The organism is Pseudoalteromonas sp. HM-SA03 (assembly GCF_002289345.1).
Taxonomy (GTDB): Bacteria; Pseudomonadota; Gammaproteobacteria; order Enterobacterales; family Alteromonadaceae; genus Pseudoalteromonas.
Map to the genome: position 1 here is coordinate 52,017 of NZ_NSDG01000104.1, position 14,064 is coordinate 66,080.

The window sequence follows — 14,064 nt, forward strand, 5'->3', positions numbered from 1 at the left end:
ATAGTAAAAGTAACATTCCCCGACTGGGGGTAAACATTAAATAAACTTTCCTGAATGGGAGGAACAATAAGAATAAACGGTAAACAGAATGATTATTTTAGCAAACAATACAGACTTTTGGACAGTTAACGAACAAGGCGAGCTTGAATTACAGGCACAAAAAAAGGTTGAAGCCACCACAGTTCAACCTTTCCCAAACAATACTCTGAACATTAATAACAGTTCTATTAATATTTATGATGATTCTACAGTAGTAAAAAATGGTTGTCAACAGTTAAATGAAAATAAATTAAAATTAATTGATGGTGGTGTCGGTGTAGGTAAATCTACAGCCATGCTTAAAAAGGCTGTTAAAACTATGCTTGCTGGTGGCTCTGTAGTATTCGGGGTTCACTCAATTGATGCACAGGTCGAACGTTCAGAGGAACTATTAAACTACATCAATGGTGCTATCAAAGCCTTTGCACACGATGAAGAAAAAGTGAACAAACTTAATTCACTATTAAACCGTGTGCGTATGGTTAGCTCTAAAGATGCGGATAATAGCGGTACAGTTGATAACATGTTCAACAACGTATACAGCGAGCTTAAACACGAATCTAACAACGGTTCATGTATCTTTGTTACTAACGTTGCCGCACGCTTGATCGACTTTTCAGGAATGGATAACGAGCGTGACGTATTGGTGCTGGACGATGATACAACATCCCTAGATTTTACTACACCATTCAAAAAGTATACGGCGAACGAAAAAGAGATCATCAAGGCATGTTTTAAAACAACGTTGATTGAAACTACAGAGAAAGACGAGCTATTAAAAATTAATGGTAAAGCTGATCAGTTTGAACAATGTCTTAAGATGATTGAGACAGAGAACAAGACTAGCACAGAATTAGTAAAGCTGATCTGCATGGTTGCTAACGTTATCGATCATGAAAAAAATAATGACCACGTTTTCAGAATACGTCTGGACAACGGCCGTTATACTTTTGATCTTGCAAGCAGTTTTTCTAAAAATGTTTTAGACAATTTTGTGAACGTTTATGCGCTGTCTGAGAACGTTCAGAATGATAATACAGCAGTGCGTGAATGGACTAAACAAGGTGTTAAAAGTGACTACACTATGATGCAGTATGATTCTGAAAAGTTCGGTAAAAAGTTTCTGTATGGTGAAGATGGTAAACCTATGATCAAAATTGCAAGTATCGCTGGTGACAATACATTTAAGATCAGTAACGCTACTAGCGATTATGCGAACGGTTACACGCCTATTGTTGACTATCTTAATAACCTAGTTGAGCAGGGTTATACAGACTGTCACGTTAGCGCTAACGAGCGTGTTGCTAACAATGCGTTTGATACTGCCAAGATGAATATTAATAGAACAGGCACTATAACACGTGGTATTAACAGCCTTATGCACTGTGACGTATCGTTAATGTATGGTGTGAATAAAATTGATAACTTTAGATGCAGCCTTATGCAGGGTATACACAAGGTCACTAAAGAGGAACTACACGATCAGGTGACTATAAGCGCCTTGGTTCAGAACATTGGCCGTGGTGCATTAAGAACGACTCAAGTTAAGCCAGTTGTATTGATTTTTCCTGACAATGAAACAGCTAAACAAGCGTTCATTCGCTATACTAAAAGCTACCCTGAACTACAGCCGCACGTTGATGAACTATTGAGTAACATTGAGGTTATTAACGAAAAGTTCTTTGATAACAAAAAGAAAGTTTACGAAGATGAAAAGCAACGTTTTCGTGTAAATTACCTTAAAGGTGTTCACGGTGCGGATAATGTTCAAAGTATGATCGATGAACATGGTATCTACACTGCTATTGAATACTTTGGGAAGCTTAAAGTTGAAAGTAAAGAAGATGCAAAAGAGCTTAAGAAACAAGTTACTAAAATTGCTAGAAAAGTGAGAAACAAACTTAAATCAACTGAGGTTAAAAAGGCGGTTGAAAAAGTTGGGATAGTTGAGTTTATTAATCAATGTAAAGATCTTAAAAATGAAAAAATAATAGAATTAGTTATGAATATTAATAATGATGTTGAATCAAAAGTTACTGACGAGGTAGCTACTGTTCAGCCAGAAGCGAAAGAAAAAGTGAATGATGTTGTTGAACAAGATAAAAGAACTATGGCTCTAAGCTCTATTGAAAAGTTCAAGGAACGTATGAAAAATAATAAAACTGAATCTACACATACTAGTGCTGTAGAGTTCGGCAAGACTCAGGATAAGATGTATTCGAATATCAATGATGATCTTAAATCTATGAGAACAACGTTTGACCTTGGCTGTAAAGAAACTCAATATTCTAGTCCTTGTGCTGTTCCTTTTAGCTGATAGTTAGAAGGAACTTTCCCTAGATTTTTTAGACGGTTCAGTAAGGAAAGCTCAATCGATGAAAAAATCTAGGGAAAATTGAAAATGACACTTTTTTTACACGGTTCAGTAAAAAAGCTCAATCGATGAAAAAAAGTGTCATTTTTACAGAGGGGAACTTATAGACAATAATATTAATCAATTTAGATCTTTATACTGAATAGATTAACAAAAGTAGTTATTTACAAGCTACGTAGTAGCGCTGTTGTTGAACGTAGTGAAACTAGATAATCAATGATATTCAATAAGATGTAGTATCTAACCTCTTACGAGGTGCAAGACCTAAAGGCCATTGCAAACAAATACTTTTTTATACATTAAGATGTAGAACATTCAATATTATTAACTTTTTACTACAACATAAGGAATGAAAATTAGTTATCTACGAGAGCTTTAGCTCGCAGTTGTGCGCAGCACTAGATTATACAGATGTATTAATAATATTCGCTATTAATACATTATCTAGTTTCACTACGTTCAACAACAGCGCTTGCGCGGCAAGCTCGTATACAATTTATTTTTCTTGTCTAGTTGTTTAGACATTAACAGATCTATTAATAGAAATTCGCTATTGATACATTATTTTATTGACTTATCTAGACAACTATAATTAATCATTCCTTGCGTTGATGTATTAATCAACAGCAATGAGTTACAGCCATGAAACGATCATGAATCAACTGTGCCTAGACCTTAAGACATTGTTCAGAAAGGTGATTGATATTGAAGGAATTTTGATGTAAAATCCGAGTATATTTAATCGATAGAGAATTAGCATGAGCAACGATGATGAATTGAAAATGGAATTAAAATTATACCCTGAACTATTTTTGGTTCTTAATGGTCAGTTAGATGATTTACAAACAATGCAAAATGATTTTTCAGAAGCTATTGAAAATATTATTAACAAACAAGATTTTGTATATTCCTCCGAAACTGAACAACAATTCATTATTAACAGAATTAACAGAGAATTCGAAAAAGGATTGTTAAGCAGGGATGATTTAAAAGAAATGTGTAAGCACATTAATAATATAATGTATTTTGACTTATACGACCTTGAAGAAAAACATAAAAATATTTACATCGATCCATTCTCTTTTGAAGTGTCTTATAAAAAATCATAAAATTACAGAATAGTTGATAAGGATTAATGAATCATGAATGAAAATATTGTATTATACTTCAACAGTTTTGATAACTTTGACGAAGCTAAATCAAGCTTCCTAGATGGTATCAACGCCATTATAAACGGTGAGTTATTTTCTGAAAATGAGTTTTTAATGTCCCTAAACGAGGACTACCAAAATACAGAACTGTCACTAACAGATCTCGAATTAATTCGCGACTATGTTCAAAATCTACAACCTGATTAATAATTAAACAGTATAAAAAATAGTCAATGAATGGTGGATTAAATTAATTCACCATTTTTTGTATAAAGTAGTTGCATCGCGGCGAATGATCCGTTAATATTAAGCATCTTGTTAATGCGGTTTACGTCAATACTAAATTAGCAAGTTTTCAATACCAAAAAACAAAGATTGCGCAGTCTTTTTATGGCTTGCTGAATCGTAACTGAATCATCAAGCCACCATCTCCCTACTATGCGCAACAATCCGAATTCTATTTTTTTAACTGTCGATTTTAATCTACATAAAAACCTGTTGATTTTAATCTACATAAATATTCCTGTACTGATTCAAAGCTTTAAAGCTTAATACTTCATGCTCTCTTTGAGGCTATCCCAGATGGTAGTGAGCATGATAAGAACTGTTCATAAAACTATACTTCTGAACTCAATTTAATATCTGGATTATTTTGAGATAGTTTTATGAATGGTTGAAAAATGGCTAGTTAATCTTTTGATTAATTAATTTTAACTATGCCATAAAGCAGAAACCCATGATTAATTCACACGGTCTTAATCATGGGTTTTTCTGTATGTAGGGATATTGTAGGAACAGTAAATTACTATTCAGGTCTGTAGTAAACTAAGTTTGTTTCATAATCGATGCGATATAGAACATACCTAACGCCTAACATAGTAAAAGTATCCCCTATGCTCATCCCCACTCTATAAGATGATACATAATCGCCACTGCTCATTTATTAACCATCCTAAAATGTAAATTATTATTCAAAACCTTATAGGCAAGATAAGATTTATTATTCATAACCAACAAAGAACCGATCCACAAAATACCTGTTAAAGGGACAATAATATCATTCATTATTTGAACCCTCTTTAATGATTTTGAATACTGTAGACCTACCTAAACCAGTTTCATCAATGATAGCTTTAGGTTTTACACCTTTGCTGTATAGTTCAATAACCTTTTGTTTTAAATCTAGATCTACAGGTTTGCGACCAGTGTATTTACCTTTTGCTTTTGCGTTTGCAATACCCTCTCTCTGACGTTCCCTTATTAAGTTTCTTTCAAACTCAGCGAACACACCAAGCATTGTGAGAAACATTTTTCCATTAGATGAAGACGTATCTACATCTTGATCAGTTGCTTTAAAATTTACACCTTGCACTGATAGTTCATCGACAAGTATCAAAAGGTCTTTCAAGTTTCTGGCGATTCTATCAATTTTGGTCACTATTAATGTGTCACCATCGCGCAACTGTCCTAGCATCTTTTGCAACTCTGGTCTATTGGTATCTTTACCACTAACCTTTTCACTAAAAATACGCTGACAACCTGCTTGCTTTAGTTTATCGATCTGAGTGTCTAGATTTTGATCAACAGTACTAACTCTGGCATACCCGAAAATTAAACCTTGTGAATCGTTCATAATTTATCCTTACAGTCTATTTAACATCTTAGATGTATGTATACTATCATCTATAAACTATAGATCAACCCTAAATAGACTCTTTAGAGACAGTTTTATCAACACTGTGAAAAGTCTCTAAAGTATACCCCATAGAGACCAAAATATTTTTTAAGTAGGGTTGACAAAGAAATTAAACTGTGAAGTGAAAGTGGAATTTACTATCATCAATAATAATGAACTATAACTCAATATCAATCTATAATAACGGATAGTGTTACAATGTAACAGAAGGCTGGCAGGATGATAACCGTTCTTATTTAACAATAATTATCATTTAATGTTGTCGCGCTTTTAACAAAATCCGCGACATTTTACAATCATAAATATTATAAAAAGTAAAGGTTGTAAATTATGGCGAAGAGAATACACAAATATACAGTGAGATTGACCGATAAGGCTAACGATGCTTTTAACAAGCTGACCCAAGATGAAGATAAAACTAAGGGCGATCAATTCAATGATTTTCTAGAGTTTATTAATGATCGAGTAGTGGTTCTAAAAGAAGATGAAATCGACTTACTACAACGTTACATGAACATTATCGACCCTATTCAGCACATTGAAGATTATGTATATAACCTTGTGTTAGATGCTAAGAATAATGAACAAAAGTTTCTTATGCGTCAGCGTTTAGAGTCACATGAGAATACTAGTTTTCATGGTGTGCCAGAGCGTAAGGCAGAAGTTGAATACCAGCCGCTAGAGTTCAGACAGATCTATGATTGCTGAAAATAACAATAAAAAGAAAGGTGTAAAAATGGAAACAAATTCTATTATCAATAGTTTACAAGAATCCCTCACACGTAGAGACAGACTTGCTTACAGTGACTTTGTTCGTGGCGAACGTGAGCTGAATCGTTTAGAAAAGCTAGTCCTTAATACTAAAAAGTCAAGCGATACTGAAAAATTGCTGCAAAAGCAAATCTCAATCTTGAGAGCGATTATTCATCCACATTTTTCAAAAGAAGAAGAACAATAATAAATTAACGGTAAAAACCCATGCAAACAACAACCGAATTACAACAAAGAGAAGCTTTAAAATTAATCCTTAATAGTAAGAACATTAAGGAACTGGATCGATCAGTGGTACTAACCATTTTGTCACTATGCCGAACACTTGATATAGATTTAACAAAAGGCAAGAGTACAATTTTTGATAATTGTGAACTTGGCATAGATGATCACTCTATCCTCATCCAATTTATTGTAGTATTGGCTACTAAGCCCGAATTATTATTCCGTATGCACACAATGTTAAGTTTAAAGGTTTACCATCCTAAGCCATACCTCACTATGATGCAGGAACACAAGGCACTATCCCCTACTATGATTTATAGATTGACAAAATACATTGAGGATAAACAACCTTAACACACACGTTTTTTAGACTTTTTGCTAAAATGGCGAAAAGTCGCTCAGTATTCACATATCCTGAATATCCTTTTTAGTATGTTAACGCATATATTTTTCCTTATCAAAAATCACTATCATAATGATGGTGATTTTTTTTGTCTATAAATCAATGACTTATACGCAATCATAAAGCAACTGTCAATTAACTATTGTTGAATGTTAATGAATGCGAGTAAATGTAAGTAACTGTAAAAGTATATTTACAGAATATTACCTTAATATTACATATATAAATGTCGCGCACGATGTATATTCAATATAAATATTAAGGCATGGGGGGGGACGGTCTCTGAGTTTACTAGTCATATTCTCAGAACCGTCCTTTACCTTAAGTATTATATTTAACATGCTCAACTTTTACACCCCGTTCATCAGCTATTCTGAATAATTCAAAATGTATGAATAACAAGAACATAGAACAATCTTTCCCATAGGTTTCAGTGTGGCCGTGAGGTAAGAGATCCTTACTAAAATTAACTGAATAGTTCCCGAATCGTCTTTTAGCCTCTTTCTCAACCTCAAGAATAATCTTCCCGCAAGTCTTATATTCATCAATCAAAACATGCTTAAATGAACTACCCTTTTCGTGTTCGCGCATACGTGTTTTAACATCGCGGTTTGTTACAGGAATGATAATATAAAAGTCAACCCCTTTAGAACAACTATTCCCGATATTTTCCAACCGTTTATAGGATGATTCCACACAATCCCCTTACAATTAATGTGGTGTGTCTATGCACTCTACAGCCGTTGCCGTGTTTGACATCCACATAGACAAAAATGCGGTTACGCCCATCATCGCTAAAATCTGTATGCTCGGTTTAGTGCCGGCAAACAACATGGTACTCAGTGCGATGCGCTTATGTAGGCCCCACTTTTCCATGGCAATCGAGAGCAAAAAACCACCTAGGAATAGATAAATCAAAGGGTGCGCAAAGGGTGCTGCGACCGCTTTAATAGAAGCAATGCCGACCAAAGGCGAAATAACCAAGGGTAATAAAGAGGCCGCTGGAATAGGTACTGCTTCAGTTATCCACCAAGAGCCTAGCCAAAATGCTAAGCCTGCGGTTCTCCATGCCTCAACCGACATGCCTGAGGGAGGCTCAACCGTACAGATCACTAACATAACCAAGGGACCAAGCCACAGAAACAGCTGCGTTTTTACCGTTTTTTTATTCTCTTCTGTCATTATCTTGAGCCTTTAAAACTTGTATTTTAAGCCAACTGCGATGCTAGTATCGTCTTGAGTTTCAAGGTCGAGCTGCGTTGCCAACACATATAAGTTAGTTTGTTTATCAAAAATATAGTCTGTACCTAGCGTCCACTGAGTTGCATCTTCGCTGTGACGTAATCCGCTTGAGTCTTTGGCAAACTGTAGCTTCGGACGCCAATTATTGTCGAGTTGGTAACTTGCACTTAGCACATAACCATTTCCCGATTTGTCTTTCGCTAGATTTTCACTGTCTTGGAGGATGGCACCGAGTTGTAGCTTTTGCCACTTGTAAGCCACCGCGATACGCGTAGCAACCAAATTACCAATACTGTCGGTGTGACTTAGGGCAACATAGTAATCTTTACTTTTTAATGCTCGGTCACCATAAATTGCGGTTGCAGCAAACCCGGCTTCATCGTTGCTTGCGTCATCTTTAGGTGTGTAGGTCAGAGAAAAAGAAAAGTCATTCCATTTAGGTGAAGTATAGGTAATAGAATCACCAACTCTGTCTTGGCCTGCCAACACTTGAGCAATATCACTTTGGGTTTCGTTAAATTGGTCGATTTTACCTTCACTGAACTTAAAACGCGTGTCGTTTCTGCCCACTAAAACGGTACCAAATTTCCCTTCAAGGCCAACATAGGTGTTCCTTGCTGAAAATGGCTCGGTGGTATTGTCGTGTTCAAAACCTTTAACTTGTACTTCATATTTGTAGACGAGTTTTAGATCGCTTGATAAGCCGTGAGTGCCTTTCACACCAATTCTTGAAAATGGCGCGTCAATTTGTGTGCCCTCTTTGGTATAGCGCATCACCCCTTTGTCTGTGTTGGCAATTTGAACTTCTGCTTTACCATAAATGCTGTAGTCTGCGGCTAGCGCAGAGGCTGATAACGTTGCACTGGCAACTGCCACCGCCACTAAAGATTTACTTGCTGTCATGACTTGTCTCATTTTTTGATTATTGTCGCTAAAGACAACGCAATTCTGAGACCAGAGTTTATTTTTTAATATAAATCAGATGGATAAATCAAAATCAAAGGTTAATGGCAGCTAAAGTGTGCGGATTTCCACACATTTAAATCTATAATGTGTCACTAAACTCACCCATCATCATTGGTGAACATAGTGCGATTTAAACCATACTTACTCATCTTGTCGTACAAGGTTTTTCTCGGCACTTTTAGCAAATTCATCGCATCTTTTATGCTGCCTTGGCTTTGTGCCAGCGCTTCTTCAATTAACGATTGTTCGTAGTAGCTCACCTTCTCAGCCAAACTCAACGTTTCGTCAGACAAATTGCTTTGCATGTTACTCGTAGTCATCGCACCACCGAGTAAAATATGGCGCTCGGCGTGGTTTCTCAGCTCTCGCACGTTCCCAGGCCAATCTTGTGCCAGTAGCTGCGCCTCTAATTCAGGGCTAACAGGCTGCATAGGTTTATGAAAGCGAGTGGCGGCAATGGAGCTAAAGTGTTTATATAGCAGCGGAATATCAGCTTTTCTGGAACGAAGTGATGGGATCATTACTTTGACGAGGTTAAGACGATAAAATAAATCAGAGCGGAATTTACCTTGCGCGACTAAGGTTTGTAAATCCACTTTCGTCGCCGCAACCACTCTAATGTCCAGCGCTATCGCAGTGTTGCTACCAACTGGCGTCACACTTCGCTCTTCTAAAACGCGCAGGAGCTTCACTTGTAAAGCCGCAGACATGGCTTCGATTTCATCCAAAAAAACCGTACCGCCTTGAGCAAAAGAAAATTTACCCTCGCGAGACTCTTTAGCACCCGTAAATGCACCACTTTTGGCACCAAATAATTCACTTTCAATCAGTTCTTCTGGAATTGCACCGCAATTGATAGCGACAAAGTTATGGTTTGAGCGCTCGCTATGGTCATGTAAGTATCGCGCCACCAATTCCTTTCCTGTACCGGTTTCACCTTCAATCAATACGTCAGCTGGGGTATCAATCACAGCATCAAGCAAATGCAGCATTTGCTGCATTTGTTTTGTCTCACCTAAGATCCGCACGCCCGGCGCAGACTTTTTCTTAACTTGCGCTTTTAGCTCTCGGTTTTCCATCACCAACCGGCGTTTATCAAGCGCCCTTTCTATACAGTCAAGTAGCGGCTCTGACACAGGTTTTTCAAAAAAGTCGTAAGCCCCTTTTTGGATGGCTTTTACCGCCACTTCAACATCCGCAAAGCCGGTTAGAAATACCACAGGTAACTCAGAATCAAACTGCATTACCTGCTCTAAAAATTGAATGCCATTGATCTCAGGCATATTGATGTCACAAAGTACAACACCGCTAAACTGACGAGAAAGCTTTTTTAATGCAGGCGCTGCACTGGAAAAACACTGCACAGAGTACCCTTCTATTTCAAATAGTTGCTTTAGTGCATCTCGTATACTTTGTTCATCATCGATGATTAACAGGGTTTTCTCTTCAGTCATGTTGCGGATTCTTTGTGTGTAAACTAATTAAAAACTCAGCACCACCTTGCGGATGGTTATGGGCACTGAGTTTGCCATGAAACGATTCAATAATCTGTTTTGAAATGGATAACCCTAAGCCCAAGCCATTACCTGACTTAGTGGTGTAAAACGGTTCAAATATGTTGGATAAAGCGTGCTGCTTTATTCCTTCGCCCGAGTCAATAATAGACAGCTGGATCTTGCCCTCATGCTCCACAGCGCGAATATAAATACATTTATTATCTTGCTCAACAATGGCTTGGCACGCATTGCTAATAATATTCACTAGGACTTGTTCAAACTTAAATGGGTCAACCCAGATGTTGCACGCAAGCCCCTCACTTTGAATTGCTACACCGTAGCGTTTGAGTTCAGGCCCAACTATAACTAAGGCGTTATCTACTGAGTGCTTAAGGTTGGCCACCAGCATCTTATTATCATGATGCTGACTAAATGATTTTAGCTGCGCTACAATTTTATGCACTCGAGTGATCAAAGATTGGATCAGGACCATGTTTTCGACTACTTTGCTCACTTCTCCCTTTTGAGCCAACCGTTTGGCGCTGGCAACATACGCACTCATGGCACTAAGCGGTTGATTGATTTCATGGTTAATGCTGGCGCTGAGCTGCCCTATGGTTGCCAACTTGGCAGCGCGAATCAGTGCATCTTGCGCCTGCTCGAGCGCTTGCTTGCGGCTGGCAACCTCAGCCTCGAGACTCCGCTGGCTGAAAAGCAGTTGTCTGTATCCTGTCAATTTACTCAACGTATACTCAACAACAACAAAGAGTAAAATCAATACCAGTGCGGTTACCCCAAGCCGCGGCCACTGTGCCGCTTTAATAGGCGCAACTTCATGTAGCAAATAAAGTGTGTATTGGTTGTTAAGCGGCCTCTTTTGCATCAGCGCGTCGCTGCCATGAGATGACGTTTTCACTCTGGTTGGTGAAAGCACGCGCCAATCAATCGGAAACAGAGATTCGTTTTCAAACTGTCTTGAGGATTCAATTTCTTTACGCTTTGTGGGAGGCAGTTCCCCTAACGAGGCTAAACGCCACTGCTCAACATCAGATGCCAGCACAATACTATTGCCGTCCACGATTAAGAAATGACTATCAGTTCCCGTATCAAGCTGGGCTTTATCAGATTCAAATTTACTGGCGTTAACCTTCATCACCACCACGCCCACAAGCGATCCATCTTTGTAGACAGATTTAGCAAAATAGAAACCACGGGTTTTGGAACGTAAACCGAGCGCAAAAGATACATGCTCATTGCCCTCGATGGTTTCGTAAAAATAGGGGCGAAAGGCAAAATTGCTGCCTTTATAACTATGCGGCAAATACCAGTTGCTGCTCGCAATCACTGTTCCACTGAGGTCTAGCAGGTAAACGTCTGACGCACCACTGGATATTTGAATGTCCTGAAGGTATCTGTCCAGTTCATTGGAGTTAATAGCGGTTGCTTGCTGTAAGCCTGATTGCACCAAATTGCTTAGGCTCAATTGCGTTTGGATAGCTTGATAACGAGTAAATTCAGTCTGGATATAACTATTGAGCTTTTCTAGGTTGGTTTTAGTCTGACCAAGGACCTTTTCCTCATCCTGTGCCACATTGAACCAATAGCTTGTCCACAGCCCACAAAATAATAATAAAAGATAAATTAATATCTTAACTGAGAACTTATGTGACACACGCAACTCCTAATTGAACTCATTGAGTCTATCAGAAGCAGAATATCAATTAAATCAAATCTCTCTAAATCAATGTATCACTAAGTGCCAAGACCGGAGATAAGCAAGGTTATATCCCCAGTCTTAATTTTAAACGCGTATTAGTTGGCGTATTAATTCGCACTAATACTTAGCGTTACATTGCTCGCTGCTTGGTAGCCTTGCAGGCCGATATGCCAAGTGCCAGTCTGAGGATTGGAGATTGTACATACCTCATTATTGCCATTTTTGTACGGCCGACATTGGTACGTGCTGGTATTTGGTTGCGTGCCAAAATTCACATAAAGATCCGCATCTCCCGTGCCTCCCGACATCGTAATTGTCAGGGTTTGGTATCCCGCGGTTAGTGCTTGACTAAAATACTGCCACTGTCCGCTGGCGACAGAAATATTATTGATAGTTTCATCAATAGGCGTATTGCCACTTGAGGTATCGTATTGCCCTACCAAACTGACTCCCGAAATCGCATTCCATGCCTCTACCATCACGTAATACGTGCCAGTTTGCACAGCGGAAATATTGCATTGCTCGTTACTAGACGAGTTAGTGCTTTTGCAGTCATGAGTATCCAAAGTAGGTTTGGAGCCATAGCGAACGTAGAGATCGGCGTCACCAGTGCCACCTGAGGTGGTAAAACTTAAATTAGTTGCACCTTGTGGTACTTCCATGGTGAAAAACTGCTGGCTTTTAGAAGCGCCAGAAATGTCCGTTTTAGCCACGCCATTTTCAAGCTCATTGCTTGGCGGTGGCGGAGGTGTATCTCCCGCATTTTTACCAAGCTCAGCAACAAATGCCAGCGCGAGTTTTGCAAATTTTTGTGCATGTGTTGAATCAAATTCGGTATCGTTGGTGGTATGAATTTTTCTATTGATCTCAGACATTCTTGATTCAAATGGCATAGAAGCTGGGAACCCTTGCTGATACCAAGATGCATGGTCTGAGCAGCCATAACCGCATTGGTCATAGGCATAGCTTAGGTTTGGCAAATAAGTTTCAATTAATTGGCCTAAGAACTGATTCTGTGCACTGTTTGTATAGTCTGTCATCATCACAATATCTGCACTACTGCCATTGCGGCCAGTCATATCAAATTGTGTCATACCGACTACGTTTTTTCCCTGAGAGCTGTACGACTGTGCGATAGCTTTAGAACCTCGAAGCCCAACTTCCTCTGCCGCAAAGCCCATGATTTGGATTGTCCGCTGAGGCTGATAACCATCTTCAACAATAGCGCTTAGCGCTTCGGTAAGCACAGCTATCCCAGAGGCATTATCATCCGCACCCGGCGCAAGCCCACTTGAATTAGATTGGTTAATTGAATCAAGGTGTCCACCGATAATAACAATTTCATCACTCAGCTCACTACCTGGAATGGTGACAATCACTGAAGATTGAGCCCAAGAATGGCTAAAATATTCAACACTAATATCTGAGCGACTTGCTGCAATATCACTCCACGTTTGCTTGACCCATGCAGCGGCATCAATGCCTGTTTGCGAGGTATAATAGCGGTTATAAAAACTAGTTAGCGAATTGACACTGCTGTCTAAGTTCACTGTACTGACTTTTGAGATTAAGCTGTTAACCCGTGTAGGATTATCTATGCTGTAGTTAACCAGTGTCGCACTTGGATTTATACTTTCTAACTGTGTAAGGTAGTTTTTCGCCTGCTCTAAGGAGTCATGGGCGACAAAGCCACCACAGCGGTGATATTCGTCGTGCATAAATGCACTCAGGTGTGCATGTAAGTTTGCGGGTACTTTTAACGCTTTGACTTCACTGTTTGGTAAAGAAAACTGCTCGAAGTGAATACCGCGAATAGAATTATGGACTTGGAAATGCTGACTAGACTTCGCATCCATCGTCACCCAAACCTCTTCAGACGCTTCAGAAAAGCTACTCAAACAGGCAATGCTCAGTAGCATAGGTGTAGTTAATTTCATTGTTGTATCCTCAACCCATTTGAATAACAACATGATTTAAGCGCTGA

12 protein-coding genes and 1 pseudogene are annotated in these 14,064 nt (G+C 38.6%); 6 read left to right on the plus strand and 7 right to left on the minus strand.

Annotated elements, in window-relative coordinates:
- Positions 1 to 88: 88 nt before the first annotated feature.
- From CKO50_RS20380 to CKO50_RS20390, 3 genes are all read left to right on the plus strand, one after another.
- Positions 89 to 2,356: a hypothetical protein gene (locus CKO50_RS20380; protein ID WP_095729647.1), complete on the plus strand. Its 2,268-nt coding sequence runs from the start codon at positions 89 to 91 to the stop codon at positions 2,354 to 2,356.
- Positions 2,357 to 3,171: 815 nt separating this feature from the next.
- Positions 3,172 to 3,522 (plus strand): hypothetical protein, encoded by a 351-nt coding sequence (locus tag CKO50_RS20385; RefSeq protein WP_095729648.1) that lies wholly within the window; start codon positions 3,172 to 3,174, stop codon positions 3,520 to 3,522.
- 33 nt (positions 3,523 to 3,555) lie between these two features.
- Positions 3,556 to 3,771, plus strand: coding sequence for a hypothetical protein (locus CKO50_RS20390; protein WP_095729649.1), 216 nt, complete (start codon positions 3,556 to 3,558; stop codon positions 3,769 to 3,771).
- 850 nt (positions 3,772 to 4,621) lie between these two features.
- On the opposite strand, the gene CKO50_RS20395 is transcribed toward CKO50_RS20390, so the two are convergent.
- A complete protein-coding gene (locus CKO50_RS20395) occupies positions 4,622 to 5,197 on the minus strand; it encodes a recombinase family protein (protein WP_095729650.1) in 576 nt (191 codons plus the stop codon).
- 393 nt (positions 5,198 to 5,590) lie between these two features.
- Between CKO50_RS20395 and CKO50_RS20400 the strand changes: the two genes are divergently transcribed.
- The 3 genes from CKO50_RS20400 to CKO50_RS20410 are packed head-to-tail and all read left to right on the plus strand — an operon-like array spanning position 5,591 to position 6,610.
- Positions 5,591 to 5,968, plus strand: coding sequence for a hypothetical protein (locus CKO50_RS20400; RefSeq protein WP_095729651.1), 378 nt, complete (start codon positions 5,591 to 5,593; stop codon positions 5,966 to 5,968).
- The gene (locus tag CKO50_RS20405; protein WP_095729652.1) at positions 5,958 to 6,218 is read left to right on the plus strand and encodes a hypothetical protein; all 261 of its coding nucleotides are present in this window, start codon (positions 5,958 to 5,960) and stop codon (positions 6,216 to 6,218) included. Before CKO50_RS20400 ends, CKO50_RS20405 begins: the two co-directional genes overlap by 11 nt.
- Positions 6,219 to 6,238: 20 nt before the next feature.
- Positions 6,239 to 6,610, plus strand: a complete 372-nt coding sequence (locus CKO50_RS20410; protein ID WP_095729653.1) for a hypothetical protein — start codon at positions 6,239 to 6,241, stop codon at positions 6,608 to 6,610.
- A 370-nt stretch (positions 6,611 to 6,980) separates the two neighbouring features.
- On the opposite strand, the gene CKO50_RS20415 is transcribed toward CKO50_RS20410, so the two are convergent.
- From CKO50_RS20415 to CKO50_RS20440, 6 genes and pseudogenes are all read right to left on the minus strand, one after another.
- A complete protein-coding gene (locus CKO50_RS20415) occupies positions 6,981 to 7,355 on the minus strand; it encodes a GIY-YIG nuclease family protein (protein WP_095729654.1) in 375 nt (124 codons plus the stop codon).
- Positions 7,356 to 7,394: 39 nt separating this feature from the next.
- A pseudogene (locus tag CKO50_RS20420) lies at positions 7,395 to 7,841 on the minus strand (SLC13 family permease); the annotation flags it as partial.
- 12 nt (positions 7,842 to 7,853) lie between these two features.
- Positions 7,854 to 8,804, minus strand: coding sequence for a porin (locus CKO50_RS20425; RefSeq protein WP_095729655.1), 951 nt, complete (start codon positions 8,802 to 8,804; stop codon positions 7,854 to 7,856).
- A gap of 161 nt (positions 8,805 to 8,965) precedes the next feature.
- Positions 8,966 to 10,321, minus strand: coding sequence for a sigma-54 dependent transcriptional regulator (locus CKO50_RS20430; RefSeq protein WP_095729656.1), 1,356 nt, complete (start codon positions 10,319 to 10,321; stop codon positions 8,966 to 8,968).
- Positions 10,314 to 12,035: an ATP-binding protein gene (locus CKO50_RS20435; RefSeq protein ID WP_095729657.1), complete on the minus strand. Its 1,722-nt coding sequence runs from the start codon at positions 12,033 to 12,035 to the stop codon at positions 10,314 to 10,316. The genes CKO50_RS20430 and CKO50_RS20435 overlap by 8 nt, the downstream gene beginning before the upstream one ends.
- A gap of 152 nt (positions 12,036 to 12,187) precedes the next feature.
- The gene (locus CKO50_RS20440) at positions 12,188 to 14,017 is read right to left on the minus strand and encodes a M28 family metallopeptidase (protein ID WP_095729658.1); all 1,830 of its coding nucleotides are present in this window, start codon (positions 14,015 to 14,017) and stop codon (positions 12,188 to 12,190) included.
- Positions 14,018 to 14,064: the final 47 nt, after the last annotated feature.

What these genes read in the sequence shown, in the direction of transcription:
- CKO50_RS20430 (WP_095729656.1), bottom strand. Translation starts at nt 10,321, where the DNA reads ATGACTGAAGAGAAAACCCTGTTAATCATCGATGATGAACAAAGTATA.
- CKO50_RS20380 (WP_095729647.1), top strand. Translation starts at nt 89, where the DNA reads ATGATTATTTTAGCAAACAATACAGACTTTTGGACAGTTAACGAACAA.
- CKO50_RS20385 (WP_095729648.1), top strand. Translation starts at nt 3,172, where the DNA reads ATGAGCAACGATGATGAATTGAAAATGGAATTAAAATTATACCCTGAA.
- CKO50_RS20400 (WP_095729651.1), top strand. Translation starts at nt 5,591, where the DNA reads ATGGCGAAGAGAATACACAAATATACAGTGAGATTGACCGATAAGGCT.
- CKO50_RS20410 (WP_095729653.1), top strand. Translation starts at nt 6,239, where the DNA reads ATGCAAACAACAACCGAATTACAACAAAGAGAAGCTTTAAAATTAATC.
- CKO50_RS20390 (WP_095729649.1), top strand. Translation starts at nt 3,556, where the DNA reads ATGAATGAAAATATTGTATTATACTTCAACAGTTTTGATAACTTTGAC.
- CKO50_RS20425 (WP_095729655.1), bottom strand. Translation starts at nt 8,804, where the DNA reads ATGACAGCAAGTAAATCTTTAGTGGCGGTGGCAGTTGCCAGTGCAACG.
- CKO50_RS20440 (WP_095729658.1), bottom strand. Translation starts at nt 14,017, where the DNA reads ATGAAATTAACTACACCTATGCTACTGAGCATTGCCTGTTTGAGTAGC.
- CKO50_RS20395 (WP_095729650.1), bottom strand. Translation starts at nt 5,197, where the DNA reads ATGAACGATTCACAAGGTTTAATTTTCGGGTATGCCAGAGTTAGTACT.
- CKO50_RS20405 (WP_095729652.1), top strand. Translation starts at nt 5,958, where the DNA reads ATGATTGCTGAAAATAACAATAAAAAGAAAGGTGTAAAAATGGAAACA.